Source organism: Micromonospora sp. CNZ322 (genome assembly GCF_007827755.1).
Window position 1 is genome coordinate 29,829 of the sequence record NZ_VITD01000018.1, and the last position, 17,799, is coordinate 47,627.

15 protein-coding genes are annotated in these 17,799 nt (G+C 72.4%); 13 read left to right on the forward strand and 2 right to left on the reverse strand.

The annotated features are described in order from the left end of the window. The first annotated feature begins 1 nt into the window (after nucleotide 1). The 4 genes from aspS to FB453_RS29870 all read left to right on the forward strand — a co-directional run bounded on the left by aspS (nucleotide 2) and on the right by FB453_RS29870 (nucleotide 4,678). Nucleotides 2-1,807, forward strand: coding sequence for an aspartate--tRNA ligase (gene aspS / locus FB453_RS29855; protein WP_091401845.1), 1,806 nt, complete (start codon nucleotides 2-4; stop codon nucleotides 1,805-1,807). A 99-nt stretch (nucleotides 1,808-1,906) separates the two neighbouring features. Then, nucleotides 1,907-2,719 carry a sugar nucleotide-binding protein gene (locus FB453_RS29860; protein WP_145795555.1) on the forward strand — a complete coding sequence of 271 codons (813 nt, stop codon included), beginning with the start codon at nucleotides 1,907-1,909 and terminating at the stop codon, nucleotides 2,717-2,719. 67 nt (nucleotides 2,720-2,786) lie between these two features. Beyond that, on the forward strand, nucleotides 2,787-3,395 hold the full coding sequence (locus FB453_RS29865) for a winged helix-turn-helix domain-containing protein (protein ID WP_145795557.1): 609 nt from the start codon (nucleotides 2,787-2,789) through the stop codon (nucleotides 3,393-3,395). After that, nucleotides 3,392-4,678, forward strand: coding sequence for an MFS transporter (locus FB453_RS29870; protein ID WP_145795559.1), 1,287 nt, complete (start codon nucleotides 3,392-3,394; stop codon nucleotides 4,676-4,678). The genes FB453_RS29865 and FB453_RS29870 overlap by 4 nt, the downstream gene beginning before the upstream one ends. Before the next feature lie 39 nt (nucleotides 4,679-4,717). Here the strand turns inward: FB453_RS29870 and FB453_RS29875 are convergent, their stop codons facing one another. After that, nucleotides 4,718-5,458: a GNAT family N-acetyltransferase gene (locus FB453_RS29875; RefSeq protein ID WP_145795561.1), complete on the reverse strand. Its 741-nt coding sequence runs from the start codon at nucleotides 5,456-5,458 to the stop codon at nucleotides 4,718-4,720. A gap of 140 nt (nucleotides 5,459-5,598) precedes the next feature. Between FB453_RS29875 and FB453_RS29880 the strand changes: the two genes are divergently transcribed. From FB453_RS29880 to mltG, 8 genes are all read left to right on the forward strand, one after another. Then, nucleotides 5,599-5,820 (forward strand): hypothetical protein, encoded by a 222-nt coding sequence (locus FB453_RS29880; protein WP_091401854.1) that lies wholly within the window; start codon nucleotides 5,599-5,601, stop codon nucleotides 5,818-5,820. Between the two features lie 74 nt (nucleotides 5,821-5,894). Further along, a complete protein-coding gene (locus FB453_RS29885) occupies nucleotides 5,895-7,433 on the forward strand; it encodes a replication-associated recombination protein A (protein WP_145795563.1) in 1,539 nt (512 codons plus the stop codon). A gap of 2,444 nt (nucleotides 7,434-9,877) precedes the next feature. Beyond that, complete coding sequence (locus FB453_RS29890; protein ID WP_145795683.1) at nucleotides 9,878-10,573, forward strand: hypothetical protein; 696 nt, start codon at nucleotides 9,878-9,880, stop codon at nucleotides 10,571-10,573. Between the two features lie 149 nt (nucleotides 10,574-10,722). After that, entirely contained in the window at nucleotides 10,723-11,187 is a 465-nt protein-coding gene (locus tag FB453_RS29895; RefSeq protein WP_112677951.1) for a DUF948 domain-containing protein, read from the forward strand. Between the two features lie 30 nt (nucleotides 11,188-11,217). Next, nucleotides 11,218-11,523 (forward strand): hypothetical protein, encoded by a 306-nt coding sequence (locus FB453_RS29900; RefSeq protein WP_091401860.1) that lies wholly within the window; start codon nucleotides 11,218-11,220, stop codon nucleotides 11,521-11,523. Continuing rightward, a complete protein-coding gene (gene alaS / locus FB453_RS29905; protein ID WP_112677949.1) occupies nucleotides 11,520-14,198 on the forward strand; it encodes an alanine--tRNA ligase in 2,679 nt (892 codons plus the stop codon). The genes FB453_RS29900 and alaS overlap by 4 nt, the downstream gene beginning before the upstream one ends. 72 nt (nucleotides 14,199-14,270) lie before the next feature. Continuing rightward, nucleotides 14,271-14,729: a Holliday junction resolvase RuvX gene (ruvX, locus tag FB453_RS29910; RefSeq protein WP_112677948.1), complete on the forward strand. Its 459-nt coding sequence runs from the start codon at nucleotides 14,271-14,273 to the stop codon at nucleotides 14,727-14,729. Further along, nucleotides 14,729-15,928, forward strand: coding sequence for an endolytic transglycosylase MltG (gene mltG / locus FB453_RS29915; RefSeq protein ID WP_145795565.1), 1,200 nt, complete (start codon nucleotides 14,729-14,731; stop codon nucleotides 15,926-15,928). Before ruvX ends, mltG begins: the two co-directional genes overlap by 1 nt. A gap of 111 nt (nucleotides 15,929-16,039) precedes the next feature. Here mltG and FB453_RS29920 read toward each other — a convergent pair whose 3' ends face one another. Beyond that, a complete protein-coding gene (locus FB453_RS29920; protein ID WP_112700037.1) occupies nucleotides 16,040-16,471 on the reverse strand; it encodes a peptidoglycan-binding domain-containing protein in 432 nt (143 codons plus the stop codon). Between the two features lie 271 nt (nucleotides 16,472-16,742). On the opposite strand from FB453_RS29920, the gene FB453_RS29925 reads away from it, so the two are divergent. Then, a complete protein-coding gene (locus FB453_RS29925; RefSeq protein ID WP_145795685.1) occupies nucleotides 16,743-17,570 on the forward strand; it encodes a shikimate dehydrogenase in 828 nt (275 codons plus the stop codon). Nucleotides 17,571-17,799: the final 229 nt, after the last annotated feature.

A 17,799-nucleotide genomic window follows, 5' to 3' on the forward strand; every position in this document is an offset into this window, starting at 1 on the left:
CGTGATCCGTACCCACAATGCCGGAAGCCTGCGCGCCGCGGACGCCGGCTCGACGGTGACGCTCGCCGGCTGGGTGGCCCGCCGCCGCGACCACGGCGGGGTCATCTTCGTCGACCTGCGCGATGGTTCCGGTGTTGTCCAGGTGGTGTTCCGCGAGGAAGATGCGCACGCGCTGCGCAACGAGTTCTGCGTGAAGGTCGTCGGCGAGGTGACCCGCCGCCCGGCCGGCAACGAGAACCCGGAGCTGCCCACCGGCGAGGTCGAGGTGACCGTCGTCGAGCTGGAGGTGCTCTCCGAGGCGGCGCCGCTGCCGCTGCCGGTGGACGACCAGATCGAGGCCGGCGACGACATTCGACTCCGGTACCGCTACCTGGACCTGCGCCGCAGCGGCCCGGCGAACGCGCTGCGGCTGCGCTCGCGCGCCAGCCAGCTCGCCCGGGGTGTGCTGCACGAGCGGGACTTCCTGGAGATCGAGACGCCGACGCTGACCCGCTCGACGCCGGAGGGCGCCCGCGACTTCCTGGTGCCGGTGCGGCTCCAGCCCGGCAGCTGGTACGCGCTGCCGCAGTCGCCGCAGCTGTTCAAGCAGCTGCTGATGGTCGGTGGCATGGAGCGGTACTACCAGATCGCCCGCTGCTACCGCGACGAGGACTTCCGCGCCGACCGGCAGCCGGAGTTCACCCAGCTCGACATCGAGATGTCGTTCGTCACCGAGGACGACGTGATCGACCTCGGCGAGGCGATCGTCTCGACGCTGTGGAAGGACCTGGCCGGGCACGAGATCACCCGACCGATCCCGCGGATCACCTGGCACGACGCGATGGCCCGGTACGGCTCGGACAAGCCGGACCTGCGCTACGGCGTCGAGCTGACCGAGCTGACCGAGTACCTGCGCGGCACCGAGTTCCGGGTCTTCGCCGGGGCGATCGACGCGGGCGGCTACGTCGGCGCGGTCGTGATGCCGGGAGGCGCGGCGCAGAGCCGCAAGGAGCTGGACGGCTGGCAGGACTGGGCGAAGGCGCGTGGCGCGCGCGGCCTGGCGTACGTGGTGCTGGACGCCGAGACCGGCGAGGCGCGCGGCCCGGTGGCGAAGAACCTCTCCGCCGAGCACCTGGGCGGGCTCGCCGACGCGGTCGGCGCCAAGCCGGGTGACGCGGTCTTTTTCGCCGCGAGCGCCACCACCCGGGAGGCGCAGGAGCTGCTCGGGGCGGCCCGCGTCGAGATCGCCAAGCGGTCCGGCCTGATCGACGAGAGCGCCTGGGCGTTCTGCTGGGTGGTCGACGCGCCGATGTTCGAGCGCACGGACGAGGGCGGTTGGACGGCCGTGCACCACCCGTTCACCTCGCCGAACGCCGAGTGGGTCGACCGGTTCGAGGAGGCTCCGGACCGGGCCCTGGCGTACGCGTACGACATCGTCTGCAACGGCAACGAGATCGGCGGCGGGTCGATCCGTATCCACCGGGGTGACGTGCAGAAGCGGGTCTTCGACCTGCTCGGCATCACTCCCGAGGAGGCGCAGGACAAGTTCGGCTTCCTGCTGGAGGCGTTCAAGTACGGCGCCCCGCCGCACGGCGGTATCGCCTTCGGTTGGGACCGGGTCTGCATGCTGCTCGCCGGTGCCGACTCCATCCGTGAGGTCATCGCCTTCCCGAAGACCCGGGGTGGCTTCGACCCGCTGACCAGTGCACCCACCCCGATCACCGCCCAGCAGCGCACCGAGGCCGGCATCGACGCCAAGCCCAAGCCCGCCGCAACGGCCCACACCGGCACCGCCGGCCCCGCAGCCCCGGTAGCAGACCCGGTCTGACCCCCCCCGCTCATTGCTTGGTTGATCAAGAGGTTTGCGTCATCATCGCCCCGCGAGATGACGCAAACCTCTTGATCGTCAGTGGGGGAGTGGGCTGGGATGCGGGTGCTTGTTGTCGGGGGTAGTGGGTTACTCGGACGGTCGGTCTGTCGGCGGGGCGTCAGCGCCGGGTGGTCGGTGGTCGGGACGTTTCACTCCGGTGAGATCGACGTGCCGGGAGTCGCGGCACGGCGGCTGGACGTGACCGACCGGTCCGCCGTGCGTGCGCTGGTCGCCGAGGTGCGGCCGGACGTCGTGGTCGGGACCCCCTATCGGTACGGGGACTGGGCGGTCACCGCCGACGGGGCAGCGCACGTGGCGCTCGCCGCCGCCGAGGTGGGTGCCCGGCTGGTGCACGTGTCCAGCGACGCGCTGCACGCCGGACGACCCGTGCCGTACGCCGACGACGAACCACCCACGCCGGTGCACGCGTACGGTGCCGCGAAGGCGGCGGCCGAGACCGCCGTACGAGCGATCGACCCGGGCGCGGCGCTGGTGCGAACCTCCCTGATCGTGGGGGAGGGGAGTAAGCAGATTCAGCTCTGCCGGGACGCGCTCGCCGGCCGGGCCACCCTGTTCAGCGACGAACTGCGCTGCCCGATCGACGTGACTGACCTGGCCGACGCCGTGCTGGAGTTGGCCGCCTCGACGTACTCCGGTCTGCTCAACGTGGCGGGCCCGGACGCGGTCAGCCGGGCTGAGCTGGGCCTGCTGGTCGCCGAGCGGTACGGCCTGGACGGGGCCGGGTTGAGGACCACCACCAGCGCGGCCACCGGGCTGATCCGTCCTCTGGACGTCCGCCTCGACTCCGCGCGCGCCGCCGCCCTGCTGCACACCCGACTGCGCGGGGTACGCGAACTCCTCGCCAGCTGAGCGGCACATGCACACTTCCTATGCATAATTCTTGTGCATAGGAAGTGTGCAGAGATAGTGTGCAGTCATGGAGAACGACGAAGGCGTCTCGCGGCCGGCGCCGCGTGAGGTGCGGATCGACAAACAGCAGGTCCGGGTGCTGGCACACCCGCTGCGAATGCGGCTGGTCGGAGCGCTACGGGTGAAGGGTCCCGCTACCGCGACCACCCTCGCGGAGCTGCTCGGCACCAACACCGGCGCGACCAGCTACCACCTGCGACAGCTCGCCGAGGTCGGGCTGGTCATCGAGGATCCCGACCGGGGCAGCGGGCGGCAGCGCTGGTGGCAGGCCGCCCACGACGTCACCAGTTGGGAGCCGTCCGACTTCGACGACGACCCCGACGCCAGGGCCGCCATCGAGTGGATCCAGGGCGACCAGGTGCGTCTTCTCGCCGAGACCGCCGAGCGCTGGTTCGCCACCCAGCACGAGTGGTCGGCCGCCTGGCGGGACGGGTTCGGCATGGGCGACATCTTCATGACCATCCCGCCGGCCCGGCTGGAGGAGCTGAAGTCGGAGGTGTGGCAGGTGCTGGAGCGGTATCACCGCGAGGCCGAGTCAGATGCCGCCACCGATCCGGAGGCCCGCCCGGTGCAGGTGTTCCTGGCCGCCTACCCGTTGCGCGAGGGCCTCCAGTGAGCGCGCTGACCGTACGCCAGGTCCGGCGTCGTTACCTCACGCTCTACGGCCTGCGCTGGCTGCCCACGGGTCTGATGATCCCGGTGATGATCCTGCTGATGCAGGAGCGCGGCCTGTCGCTGCCGCAGATCGGCCTGGTCTCCACGGCGCAGGGGCTGCTGGTGCTGGCGCTGGAGTTGCCCACCGGCGGGCTCGCCGACGCCCTCGGTCGTCGACCGGTGCTGCTCGCCGCCGGAGTGCTGAATCTCGCCTCGCTGGCGCTGTTCGCGGTGGCCGATTCGTTCGTGCTGTTCTTCGTGGTCTGGGCTCTGCAGGGCATCTACCGGGCGTTGGACAGCGGCCCGTTGGAGTCCTGGTACGTCGACGCCACCCTGGCCGCCGACCCGGAGGCCGAGTACGAGCGTGGCCTCGGCTACGCCGGCACCGTCGTCGGTGGGGCCATCGGCGGTGGTGCGCTGCTCAGCGGTGGACTCATCGCGCTCGGCCCGATCGGGCCGGTCAGCGCGCTGACGGTTCCCGTGTTGGCCGCCATCGTCGCGCAGGCGGCGGCGCTCGTCGCGCTGGTCGTGCTGCTGGTCGAAGAGCGTCCGGCCACGGGGTTCGCGGCGCTGCGGGCCTCGGTGGTCCAGGCGCCCCGGATGATCGGCCAGGCCGTCGGCCTGCTGCGACGTTCCCGGGTGCTGCTGGCGTTGGTGGCCGTCGAGCTGTTCTGGGGCTTCGGCATGGTCACCTTCGAGTCGCTGCTGCCGGTACGGCTCGCCGAGGTGATCGGCGACCCGGAACGCGCCGCGGTGCTGCTCGGGCCGGCGAACTCGGCCGCCTGGCTCGCCTCGGCCGCCGGCGCGGCACTGACCCCACTGCTGCTGCGCTGGTTCGGCGCCGCGCCGGGTGCGGCCCTGCTGCGCATCCTTCAGGGCGTGACGGTGGTCGGGATGGGGCTGTTCGCCGGGCCGGTCGGCGTGCTGGTGGCCTACCTGGCCTGCTACGCCGTGCACGGCGCGTCCAACCCGTTGCACAGTGGGCTGCTGCACCGGCAGGTCGACGGCCCGTACCGGACCAGCGTGCTCTCGCTGAACTCGATGATGGCGCAGCCGGCCGGCGCGCTCGGCGGGGTGGTCCTCACCGCGCTCGCCGCCGCCACCAGCGTCAGCACCGCGATGGTGGTCGGTGCGGTGGTGTTGGCCGTCGCCGCCCCGCTCTACCTGCCCGCCTGGCTGGCCGGGCGTCGGGCCGCCCCGGCTGCGGAGCCGACAGCTGTTCCGGTTCCCGCCGCCGACCGTTGAGAAGGGGCCCCTTGTCCACAAGGGGCCCCTTACTGCCGTTCAGGCGAGGCGGATCGAGCTGAGCGGGAGGGTGTTGGTGTAGCCGAGCCGACGGTAGAGCCGCCCCGCGGCGACATTGTGCGTGTAGACGCCGAGCCCAACCATGTCGTGGCGTGCCAGGAGCGCCCGGGTCATCCCCGCGGTCAGAGACGCGCCCAGCCCTCGACCTCGTTGGTCGGGGGCGACGGTCAGGCCGGCGAGGAAACCGATGTCACAGTGGCTGCGGTCCGCGCCGCACGCCACCAACCGGTCGCCGGCCCGGATGCCGTACCAGTCGACCACCCGTGGGTCGCCCGGTCGGGAGGTACTGCTGGGGAACGACTCCTCGACAAGCGCCGCCAGCGCCGGCTGGTCGGCGTCGGTGAGGCGTACCACCGGCTGCTCGTCCGACTGCGCCGGCGGCACCGTGTCGGTCCAGTGGAAGTCCCAGTCGCTGTGCTCGGCCACCGCCAGCCGGTCGACCAGCCGACCGCGATCGTGTCGAGGCAGGTGCAGCCGCTGTCCGGGCTGGAGCATTCCGTCGGCGGCGAGCGCGACACAGATCTCCAGCGCCGGTTCGGCCGGGCCGATCGCGCAGCCAGCCGGCCCGTACTCCGGCGGCACCAACCACAGCACGGCGCCATCACGCTGGTACGCGCGCGCCGGCACGGCCCGCCCGAGCGCGTGCCGGGCGAACGGGTGGTGGCCGACGGCGGCCAGGATGGCGCTCCGGTCCTGGAGCACCCGGTCGTCGATGATCATGCGGTCCAGCCTAGGAGCCGGGGGTGGATTGCCTCCGCCGGGACCTCGCGACGTGGCCGTCTCCACGGTGGAGATTGGCGAGTCGACCGATTGGGTACATCACGCGCCGACCTACTGGGAACCCCCACCGGAGGACCGACATGCTCGCCATCCTGGCCGCGATTGTCTTCGGCTTCGCCCTGCTCATCGATTTGCTCAACACCAACTTCGGCGCACCCGACCTGTTCAACTGGAACACCCTCGTGCTCATCGGTCTGCTCCTGCTCTCGCTGTACCTGGCCGGCGTGGGTAGCGGCCCGCGCGGCGGCGGTGGCGGTGGCGGCGGCCGTTGGTACCGGGGCCGTCGCCCCGGGCGTGGCTGACCGGAACCGATCACCGGTGGCGGGCCCGCGGCGCGATTCCGGCGTCGTGGGCCCGGCCCGGTACTGTCTTCGTGATGGAGTCCGACGCCCTCTTCTCCCTCGGTGAACCCGCCGGGTCGCGCAGCGCGCCCGACGGTCCCGCCGGTGTCGACGGCTTCACCGCGGTGGCCGACGATTCGCCCCTGCCCGTCCGGATGCGCCCGGTGACCCTCGACGAGCTGGTCGGGCAGGAACACCTGCTCGCTCCCGGCGCACCCCTGCGGCAACTGGTCTCCGGCGGGGCTCCGATGTCGGTGATCCTCTGGGGCCCGCCGGGCAGCGGCAAGACCACCATCGCGCACCTGGTGGCCGGGGCCACCGATCGCCGCTTCGTGGCCATGTCGGCGCTCTCCGCCGGCGTGAAGGACGTCCGGGCGGTGATCGAGGCGGCGCGCCGCCAGCGCCGTTCCGGCGGCCCGCAGACAGTGCTCTTCATCGACGAGGTGCACCGGTTCAGCAAGACCCAACAGGATTCGCTGCTCGCCGCCGTCGAGGACCGCACTGTCACCCTGCTGGCGGCCACCACCGAGAACCCGTACTTCTCGGTCATCTCACCGCTGCTGTCGCGGTGCGTGCTGCTCACCCTGCAACCGTTGGACGACGAGGCGGTGCGGGGCCTGCTGCGCCGCGCGGTCGCCGACAAGCGTGGCCTGGACGGCGCCCTGGCCCTGACCACCGAGGCCGAGGATCACCTGGTCCGGCTGGCCGCCGGTGACGTCCGTAAGGCACTCACCGCCCTGGAGGCCGCGGCGGCCTCCGCCACGGCCCTCGGCGGCGGACGGATCGACCTCGCCACCGCCGAGCAGGCCGTCGACGTGGCGGCGGTGCGCTACGACCGCGACGGCGACGCCCACTACGACGTGGTCAGCGCCTTCATCAAGAGCATGCGCGGCTCGGACGTGGACGCGGCGGTGCACTGGCTGGCCCGCATGCTGGTCGCCGGTGAGGACGCCCGGTTCATCGCCCGTCGTCTGGTCATCTTCGCCAGCGAGGACGTGGGCATGGCCGATCCCAGTGCGCTGAGCGTGGCGACTGCCGCCGCGCACGCGGTCGAGTACGTCGGGCTGCCCGAAGCGCAGCTCAACCTCGCCCAGGCGGTGATCCACCTGGCCACCGCGCCCAAGTCGAACTCGGCCACCACGGCCATCGGCGCCGCGATCGCCGACGTCCGGGCCGGTCGCGGTGGCCCGGTGCCGCGAGGGCTGCGCGACGCGCACTACGCCGGCGCCCGAGGGTTGGGCCACGGGACCGGTTACCGCTACCCGCACGACGACCAGCGCGGCGTGGTCACCCAGCAGTACGTCCCGGACGACCTGGTGGGCACCGACTACTACCAGCCCAGCCCGCACGGCGCGGAGCGATCGGTGGCCAGCCGGTTGCCGCTGCTGCGCCGGATCGTGCGTGGCTTGCCGGCTCCGGCCGCGCGCCCGCAGACGCCGACAGCCGAGCCGTCCGTAACGGCGCAGACCACGCCAGCGCTATCCCCGGGGGTCGCCCGTCCGACGACGGGCACGGGTGCCCCCGGCACGATGCAGGACAGCGGCACCGACGCCGCAGGAGAGGGTCAACAGTGAGATCGCGTGGTGGGGACCGCCCGGACGAGGGCCCGGACGAGGGGCGCGATCCCCGCGCCAAGACCCGCCGTTGGGGTCGCGGCCGGCCGGCTGAGCCCGAGCCGGAGGAGCCGGTAGCCGGCGAGGAGTTCGGCTGGATCGACGACCTGCGCTCGGCCAAGCAGCAACGCACCGAGCTGGGCCCGGACGGCGCACCGGCGGAGCCGAACCGGCCCCGCGGGGGCATGCCGCCGGCAGACCCGCCCGGACCGCCGGCACAGCCCATCCCGCGTACGCCGGGAGAGCCGGCCGGTGTGCGCGGCAGTGCGCCGGAGTCCTCGGCGCCGCCGGCCCCGCGCCAGAGTGAACCGGGCGGTGCCGGCGCCCGTCGGCCGGTCGACGGGCCCTGGCCCGGGGAGACGCCGCCAGCGGGTCGTCGCCCGGACAACCGGCCACCCACCACCGGCCCCGCACCGGGGCAGCCGCCGCGCCGCGGCGTGCAGCCGGTGCCCGGCGCCCGCGCTGCCGTACCACCGCCGCCACCCGCCGCTCGCCCGGGCGGGGGTGACCCGACCGGCCCGCAGGGGCCTCGTCCGGCACCCGACGCGTCCGGCGGCCCGGCCCGTTCGCGCGGTGCGGCAGCCCCTCCCGGCCCACCCGTGGGCCCACCGACCTCCGGCCCCCCGGCCGGTCGTCGCCCGGACGCCCCCGCCTCGCCGGCCCGTCGTCCGGACGCCGCTGTTGCGCCGGGTCGTCATCAGGACCCCGCCGCATCCGGCGGTCATCCCGACGCCATGCCGCCGCTGCGCCGTCCGGATGCCGGTCCGCCGGTCCGCCGACCCGGCCCGGAGCAACCGGTCGAACCCGGACGTGCCCGACCGCCTGCCGACGGCACGCCCGTCGGTCGCCGCGCCGCGGGCTCGGCACCCGACCCGGCGCGGGCCGCCGGAGCACCCGCCGCCCCCGGGCCGGCCCGCTTCGACGGCGCGCCGGCTGGCGTCGTGCCGCCGACCGCGGACGGCCTGCGGCCCGACCCCGCCATCGACAGTGACCCGCGTACCGCCCGGCGTCGTCCGGGCCCGGCCGACCCCGGTGCACCCGAGCCCGCCGGGCGCGCTTCGGAGGGTCCCCGTCCGACAGCCGGCGGGCGTCGTCGCGCCGCCGAACCCGACGAGCCGGTGGTGCCCCGCTCGGGGAACGCGCCACCCGTGCCCCGCTCGGGGAACGCATCGTCGGTGCCCGAGGCGACCGGCGCGCACAGTGGCGCCCTGCCCACCACCGGCCACGCCGACGGCACCGTTCGCCGCCGGGTCGTCTCCGGTGAAACGGAACGCCGAACGCCGCCCGGCGGCGAACCCCGCCTGGACCGGCCGGACCGCCCGGAGCGGCCCGCGGACTGGCTCCGCCAGGCCGGCCGCCTGCCACACACCGACCCCGGCCTGCCGGTGGTCAACCGCCGAGACGGCAGTCCGCCGGCCGGGGGTCGCCGTCCGGCGTCGCCCGTCGGGCCGGGAGACCTCACCGACCAGGCGTCCGGTCGACTCGCCGTGCCCGACCCGGCCGCGGAACGCACCGCCGCCCGCCGGCCCGCCGGCCCGCCGGTCGACCCGGGCGCGGACGCACCGACCGGTCGCCGCGCCGCCCGCCCCGACGCGTCGGGATCGACCGGAGAGCAGGCCCTGACCTACCCCCCGCCGCCCGGTGACCGGCCCGCCCGTGGGCGGGGCGCCGCGGCGGTGCCCACTCCGGACCCCAGCGGCCAGCGCGGCCGTGCCGTGGCGGGCCCCGGGCCGGACGCACCGCCCGTCCCGGATCCGACCGGCCGACGACGTCGTCCACCGGCCGAGCCCGGCCCCGACGGTACGGCTGGCCCCGGTCGACCGGGGCCCGCGAGCGACCACGGCGACGACCCGTACGCCGGTGGTCGACCCGGCGCCGGTCCCGCTGCTCGGGGCGCCGCCCGCTCCGTCCCACCCGGGCGGGCCCGTCCTATCCCGGGCGACGCGCCGGCACCCGGCACCCGGCACCGTGGCGCTGACGGCCCACTGCGTCCCGGCCCGGGTGGCGAGCCCGCACCCCGGGACGCGACCCGTCCGGACGGGTCGGCTCGCGCGGCGGTGCCGCCGGGTGTGGACGGTCCGCCGCGTTCGCGTCCGGACGGTCCGGCTCGTGCCGCCGTCCGCCCGCCCGGCGGGCAGCCGCCAACCGACGACCGGACGACCGGTGAGCCCGGGCCGGCCCGTGGTGCTGCGCCAGCCGGGCGACCCTCGCCGGCCGACCGTGCCGCCGGACGTGCCCTGCCTCCGAATCGCGAGCCCGGCCGTGCCGAGCCGAGCGGTGTCGCGCCCGTGCCACCGCCCGGGCGCGCCGGCGAGCCCGTCGGCGTGGCCCGCGCCGCCGCCGTTGTGCCCTCCGTGTCCGGCCCGGTGGACCGGCCGGAACCGGAGCCCTCCGACGGGCCGGCGCTGCGCTCGGCCGGTCAGGACGCGCCGGACGACGACGCCGCACCGGGTGCTCGTTCCGAGGAACGCCGGCAGACCCGCGAACGACGTCGCCTGCGCGCGGCGGTGCTGGCGCTGGTCAGCGTCGTGCTGCTCGGCGCGGTGCCGCTCTTCTTCGGCATCCGGACGCTGAGCCATGACCCGGTCTTCGACAACCTGGACCAGCTCGGCGTGCCCGCCTGGGCGGCCGCGAAGACTGTCGACGACGTCAGCGGCAGTCGCTGGTGCCTGCTCGACTGCCGGCTGCGCGAGCGCACCGTGACCTCGGAGAAGGCGCCCAAGGAGACGGCGCAGGTCTACGAGGACGCGCTGCGCCGGGACGGGTGGCAGCCGTGGAAGGTGAGCCGCTGCCCGGAGCAGCAGACGAAGGGCAGCTACACCTGCTGGCGTCGCGACGAGTTGACCCTCGACCTGTGGGTACGCGAGCCGACCTGTGTGCCGCCGCCGGTGGACGGCGAGCCGGCGGTGGTGCCGTCCGGCGACCCGTCGGCCGCTGCGACCGAGTGCACCGGCTCGTTGGTGTCGGTGAAGGTGCGCAATGCGATCGACGACGAGCGGACCAGGCCGCAGCCGACCACCGACCCGTCACTGACCGGTGAGGATCCGTTCCCAACGGTCAGTGCGGATCCGCTGGGCGAGCCGACACCCTCACCGTCCTGAGCCGGTCTCCATCACGGACGGTAGGGTCTGGGGCTGGCGGGCACGCCCGCTGCCGGTGACCGCCGACGGCTCGGCGGCCGGTACGGGCGGCATGGTTGTGCGTTCCGGGGACGTCGGGTCCTGCGGAACTCTGCTTGAGGAGGACAGGCGTGGGCGACATTGGAGCGATCGCGGCGCTGATCGCGGCATCCGCGTTCGCGGTGCTGGTGCTCATCCTGACGCTGCCCATCCTGCGGCTGCGGCACACGGTTGACGCCACCACCCGAATGATCAACGACCTGAACGATCGGACCGCACCGCTGCTCGGTGACGTGAACACCACTGTGAAGAACGTCAACACCGCGCTGGAGCAGGTGCAGACCTCGCTCGACGGTGTGAACCTGCAGCTGGCGAAGGTCGACACCATGACCAGCCACGCGCAGAACGTCACCGCCAACGTCGCCAACCTGGCCACCGTCGTCTCCGCCGCCGCCGCCAACCCCCTGGTCAAGGTGGCCGCGTTCGGCTACGGCGTGCGTAAGGCCGCCGCCGGCCGCCGGCACGCCGAGACCGAGCGCGAGGTGCGCGACACCATCAAGCAGCAGCGACGGGCCGCGCGACGCGGCAACAGCTGACCGACCCGGCGCACCAGGAGGTAGCGGGACATGAGGCGCTTGTTCTGGCTCGGCATCGGGGTGGCCGTCGGTGTGATCGTGGTCCGCAAGGCGACCCGGACCGCGCAGGCGTACACGCCGGCGGGCATCGCCAGCTCGCTGACGGAATCCGCTGGCGGGCTCGTCGAGTCGCTGCGTAGTTTCGTGGAGGACGTCCGGGTCGGGATGGCCGAACGCGAGCAGGAGATCCACCACGCGTTCGCCCAGGGCGAGGCGTTCGACGACAAGTTCGCCGACCTGCGGGAAGACCCGCGAATCGGCGATCGAGAAATCTTTCCGGAGGAACACCAGCGATGAAGACGGCGGAGATCAAGCGGCGGTACCTCGCGCACTTCGAGGCGAATGGCCACGCCGTGGTGCCGTCCGCTCCGCTGCCCGCCATCAGCGACCCGAACCTGCTGTTCGTCAACGCCGGCATGGTGCAGTTCGTCCCGTACTTCCTGGGTCAGCAGACGCCCGCGTACCAGCGGGCGGTCAGCGTGCAGAAGTGCATCCGTACCCCGGACATCGACGAGGTCGGTAAGACCAGCCGGCACGGCACGTTCTTCCAGATGAACGGCAACTTCTCCTTCGGTGACTACTTCAAGGCCGGCGCGATCCCGCTGGCCTGGGAGTTGTCCACGAAGCCGATCGCCGAGGGTGGTTACGGGCTGGACCCGGAGCGGATCTGGCCGACGGTCTACCTCGACGACGACGAGGCGTACGAGATCTGGCGGTCGGTGGGCGTGCCGGCCGAGCGGATCGTCCGCCGAGGCAAGGCGGACAACTTCTGGTCGATGGGCATTCCCGGGCCGTGCGGTCCGTCGTCGGAGCTGTTCTACGACCGGGGCCCGGAGTACGGCCGGGAGGGCGGCCCGGCGGTCGACGAGGACCGGTACATGGAGTACTGGAACCTCGTCTTCATGCAGTTCGAGCGGGGTCCGGGCACCACCAAGGAGGACTACCCGATCCTGGGTGACCTGCCGGCGAAGAACATCGACACCGGCATGGGCCTGGAGCGGATGGCCTCGATTTTGCAGGGTGTCGACAACCTGTACGAGATCGACGAGGTCCGGCCGATCCTGGCCCGGGCGGCCGAGCTGACCGGTAAGCGGTACGGCGCGCACTCCGGGCATGTGGCCAGTGAGTCGCACCCGGACGACGTCCGGCTGCGGGTGATCGCGGATCACGTGCGTACGGCGCTGATGCTGATCGGCGACGGCGTGACCCCGTCCAACGAGGGTCGCGGGTACGTGCTGCGCCGGATCATGCGCCGGGCGATCCGGTCGATCCGGCTGCTGGGCTGGCAGGAGCGGGCGCTGCCCGAGTTGCTGCCGGTGGCCCGGGACTGCATGGCGCCGTCGTACCCGGAGCTGGCGACCGACTTCGACCGGATCGCGGATTACGCGTACGCGGAGGAGGAGGCGTTCCTGTCCACCCTGCGGGCGGGCACCACGATCCTGGACACCGCGATCGCGGAGACCCGTACGGCGGGCGGCTCGGCGCTGTCCGGGGCGAAGGCGTTCCAGCTGCACGACACCTACGGCTTCCCGATCGATCTGACCCTGGAGATCGCCGCGGAGCAGGGCCTCACTGTCGACGACGAGGGGTTCCGGCGGCTGATGGCCGACCAGCGGACCCGGGCGAAGGCGGACGCGCAGGCCCGCAAGACGGGGCACGTCGACCTGTCGGCGTACCGGTCGGTGCTCGACGCGGGTGGTCCGGTGACGTTCACCGGGTACAGCGAGGTGTCCCGCGAGTCGACGGTTCGGGCGCTGCTCGGCGCCGACGGTCCGCGTCAGGCGGCGACCGAGGGCGACACCATCGAGCTGGTGCTGGACACCACCCCGTTCTACGCCGAGGGCGGTGGGCAGCAGCCCGACCAGGGCATGATCACGGTTGGTGGCGGGCAGGTCGAGGTGCTCGACGTGCAGCAGCCGGTGCCCGGTCTGATCGTGCACCGCGCGCGGGTGATCCGGGGCGAGGTACGCGCCGGTGAGGCCGGCTTCGCCGAGATCGACACGACCCGACGTCGGGCGATCTCCCGGTCGCACACCGCCACGCACCTGGTGCACCAGACCATGCGCAACTTCCTCGGAGAGTCGGCCACGCAGGCCGGGTCGCTGAACGCCCCCGGTCGGCTCCGGTTCGACTTCAACACCCCGACCGGGGTGTCGCCGAGCGTCCTGCGCGACGTGGAGCAGCAGGTCAACGAGGTGCTCCTGGCCGACCTGGAGGTGCACGCCTTCATCACCTCGTTGGAGGAGGCGCGGCGCATCGGCGCGATGGCGCTCTTCGGCGAGAAGTACGGCGAGGAGGTGCGGGTCGTCGAGGTGGGTGACTACGCCCGGGAGCTGTGCGGCGGCACGCACGTGGCCCGCTCGGCCCAGCTCGGCCTCGTGAAGATCCTCTCGGAGTCGTCGATCGGCTCCGGTGTCCGCCGCGTCGAGGCGCTGGTCGGCATGGACGCCTTCGGCTTCCTGGCCAAGGAGCACCTGCTGGTCTCCCGGCTGGCCGAGTTGTACCGGGTGCCCAACGACCAGGTCGCCGACCGGGTGGAGCAGACCGTCACCCAGCTTCGGGACGCCGAGAAGGAGCTGGAGAAGCTGCGCGCCCAGCTGGTGCTGGGTGGCGCGGCGGCACTCGCGGCGCAGGCCAAGGACGTGCGCGGGGTCGCGTACGTGGGCACCGAGGCGCCGGAGGGCGCGGCCGGCAACGACGTGCGCACCCTGGCCCAGGAGATCCGCGGCAAGATCGACCCGGCGCGGCCGGCGGTCGTGGCGGTGGCGGCGCGGTCGAACGGCAAGGCGTCCCTGGTGGTGGCGGTCAACGCGGCGGCGCGCAGCCGGGGCCTGGCCGCGTCGGATCTGGTGAAGGCGGCGTTTTCCGGGCGCGGAGGTGGCAGCCCCGACCTGGCCCAGGGCGGCGGTCTGCCGGCGGCCGAGGCGCCGAACCTGCTGCTCACCGTCGAGAAGGCGATCACTGAGGCGTGATAGATCATCACTGTGAGTCAGGGCGGGCCGATTGGTCCGCCCTGGTTCGTACCCGGCCGGTGGTGACCGTCGGTGGCTGAGCTGACGCGTGGTGTGCGGATCGGCGTGGATGTCGGTCAGGTGCGGGTGGGCGTCTCCCGCTCGGATCCGGACGGGATCTTGGCAACGCCGCTGGTCACCCTGGCCCGCGATCTCACGGCGGCGCCGGACGCGGTGCCGAGCGACCTCGCCGAGCTGGCCGCGTTGGTGGCCGAGCACGAGGCCGTCGGGGTTGTCGTCGGCCTTCCGGTCAATCTCGCCGGCAAGCATGGTCCTGCGGCCGTCCATGTGAAGGCGTACGCTGACCGACTGGTCGATGTGATAGCGCCTGTCCCGGTAACGCTCACTGACGAGAGGATGTCGACGGTGGTCGCTTCTCGTAGGCTTGCCGAGCGTGGCGTCCGAGGTAAACGTCAACGTGCGGTTGTCGATCAGGCGGCCGCGGTGGAGATCCTGCAGAGCTGGCTGGACGCGCAGCGGAGGCGGACGTAATGATCGACGATCTGGATCTTGGGTTCGACGAGCCGGAGCGGGGGGAGAAGGGTCGGCACCGGCGCAGCTTCCGCAAGAGCAAGGGCGGGTCCGGCGGCGGCGGTGGCCGGGGCAAGACATTCCTGGCTCTGCTGATGGCCCTGCTCCTGTTGGGCGGCATCGGCGGCGGCGCGTTCTACGGCTTCGACCGCATCCAGAACTACTTCGTCACCCCCGACTACGACGGCAGCGGGGCCGGTGAGATCACCGTCGAGATCAAGAACGGCGCGCTGCTCGCCGACATGGCCGACGCCCTGGTGGCGGCCGACGTGGTGAAGAGCCAGAAGGCGTTCATCGAGGCGGCCGAGGCCAACTCGCGCAGCAAGAACATCCAGCCGGGCACGTACAAGCTGCGCAAGCAGATGAGCGGCGCGAACGCCGTGACCGCGATGCTCGACCTGAAGAACAAGATCGTCAACGGGCTGACCATCCCCGAGGGCCGCACGAGCTTCAACATCTACAAGCTGCTCTCCGACAAGACCAAGATCCCGGTCAAGGACTTCCAGGCCGCCGCGAAGGACCCGGAGGCTCTCGGCATCCCGGACTGGTGGTTCAAGCGCGGCGACGGCAAGAAGAGCGTCAAGTCCGTCGAGGGCTTCCTCTTCCCCGACACCTACGAGATCCCGCCGAAGTCCACCGCCGAGAGCGTCCTCAAGCTGATGGTGAACCGCTTCCTGTCGGTGACGGGGGAGATGAAGTTCGCCGACCGGGTGCAGGAGGAACGCAAGGTCAGCCCGTACGAGGCGCTGATCGTGGCGTCGCTGGCCCAGGCCGAGGCGGGTAACAAGGACGACCTCGGCAAGGTCGCCAGGGTGGCCTACAACCGCGCGTACGGCGAGTTCCCGTGCAACTGCCTGGAGATGGACGTCACTGTCAACTACTACCTGGAGTCGATCGGCAAGCCGACCAAGTCGTCCAAGCAGATGACGGCGGCCGAGCTGGACGACCAGAAGAACCCGTACAACCGCAAGCTGCGGGGCATGATCCCCACCCCGATCAACAACCCCGGTAAGCAGGCCCTGGAAGGGGCGATGGACACGCCGACCGGCAAGTGGCTCTACTTCGTGGCCATCGACGACAAGGGCCACTCCGCCTTCGCCGACACGTACGAGCAGCACCAGCGCAACGAGAACAAGGCTCGAGAGGCCGGCATCATCTGACCGGCCGGGTCACGCCATAAAGGCTCTCTTCCCATTGCGACCGCAATTATGGTCGCTGTCGGGAAGGGAGCCTTTACGGTTCAGCCGTGACGCGCAATTACTGCGTCATTGTCAGTGACTCGTGCCGGTCCAGGTGCCGGTGCGCGGGTTGAGGAACGTCCACACGCCGTTGCTGTTCTGCTTGCGCAGACCGAACGTGCGGTTGTAGCCGTAGTAGAAGTAGCCGGTCTGGGTGCTCGTGTCGAACCCGGTGTTGCGGTTGACCGCGCCGTACGCCTCACCCCAGGTCTGCGGCCCGACCGACCCGTCGATGCCGACGTTCATCACGTCCTGCCAGGTCCTGGTCTTGGCGGCGGTGTTGGAGCCGTACTCCCCGTCGATGAAGCTGGTGCCGACGGTGCCGCTCAGGTCGTCGGCCCAGACGATGGCCTGCCAGAGCCGCACGATGTTGCCGCTACGGACGCAGGAGCTGGACTGGCACAGCTGGTGGTTGTCGGACCAGCTGTTGGCTGCGGCGTCCGCCCGCGCGGGAGCTGCGGTCATCAGCGAAAGACTGAAAACCGCGGCAATCGCGATAAGGGCACGGAGAATGCTTTTGTTCAAGGTTTCCCCTTTTTCGATCGGCGCTTCCGTCACCGGAATGCTTTCACCAACGTCGATGGCGGTCAAGCGATGACCCGATTGCGCGGGGTGGCGGCAGAGCCGGTTCCCTGGTGCCCGTGACGGGGTGCTGGGTACTGTCGATCCCGACGTGAGCGGGAGGGCGGAGAAGTGATGTCGACAGTGACCGGGCCACCGGCCGCCACCGGCGGTGATCGTGTCGACCCGTAGGGCCGCGGTGCTGGGCAAGCCGATCGCGCACTCCCTCTCCCCGGTGATCCACACCGCGGGTTACGTCGCCGCCGGGCTGACCGGGTGGTCGTACACCCGGATCGAGTGCGCGGCGGCGGAGCTGCCGGATCTGGTCGCCGGCCTGGGCCCGGAGTGGGCCGGCTTGTCGGTGACCATGCCGGGCAAGGAGGCCGCGCTCGCCGTGGCCGACGCCGCGTCGCCGGTCGCCGCCGCCGTCGGCGCGGCCAACACGTTGGTACGCCGTCCGGACGGCTCCTGGTACGCGGACAACACCGACGTCGCCGGCATGGTGCGGGTGCTCACCGACGCCGGCGTGACCGCCGGTGCCGCAGTGACGGTGCTCGGCGCCGGGGGGACGGCCCGCGCCGCGCTCGCCGCCGCCGCGCAGCTCGCGTGCTCAGCGGTGACGGTGGTGGCCCGCCGACCCGAGGCGGTCGACGAGCTGCGCCCGGTGGCCGGCGCGGTGGGCGTCGCGCTGACGCCCGCCCCATGGGCCGGTGCGCCCCGGCAACTCTCCACCGCAGACGTGGTCGTCTCCACGGTGCCGAAGGGGGTCGCCGACCCGTTGGCCGGCGCGGTGGCCTGGCGGCCGGGCGCGGTGTTCTTCGACGCGCTCTACGACCCGTGGCCGACCCCGCTGGCGGCGGCCGCCGACGCGGCGGGCTGCCGGATCGTCTCCGGCCTGGACCTGCTGCTGGCCCAGGCCGTCGGGCAGTTCGAGCAGTTCACCGGCGTCACCGCGCCGAGGGCGGCGATGGCCGCCGCGCTGACTGCCGCTCGCGCCGGCTGACGGACCGAACAGACGGTCCGGGGCGGTCGCCGATGGTCGCGACGCGTTCGGGAAGCGCTTCCAACGCATCCCGTTGACTCTGCGCGTACTCCGCGGGCAAGGTGTGTGGCGGGGCTTCGGTCGCACCCGCGGCCAGAGCCCCTGATTTCCCTGAGGCGGTTTCTTAGCTGACGGTTAAGACGCGCTTACGGGAAACTGTCCTACCTGCCACATGTCCTGGTCATCGATA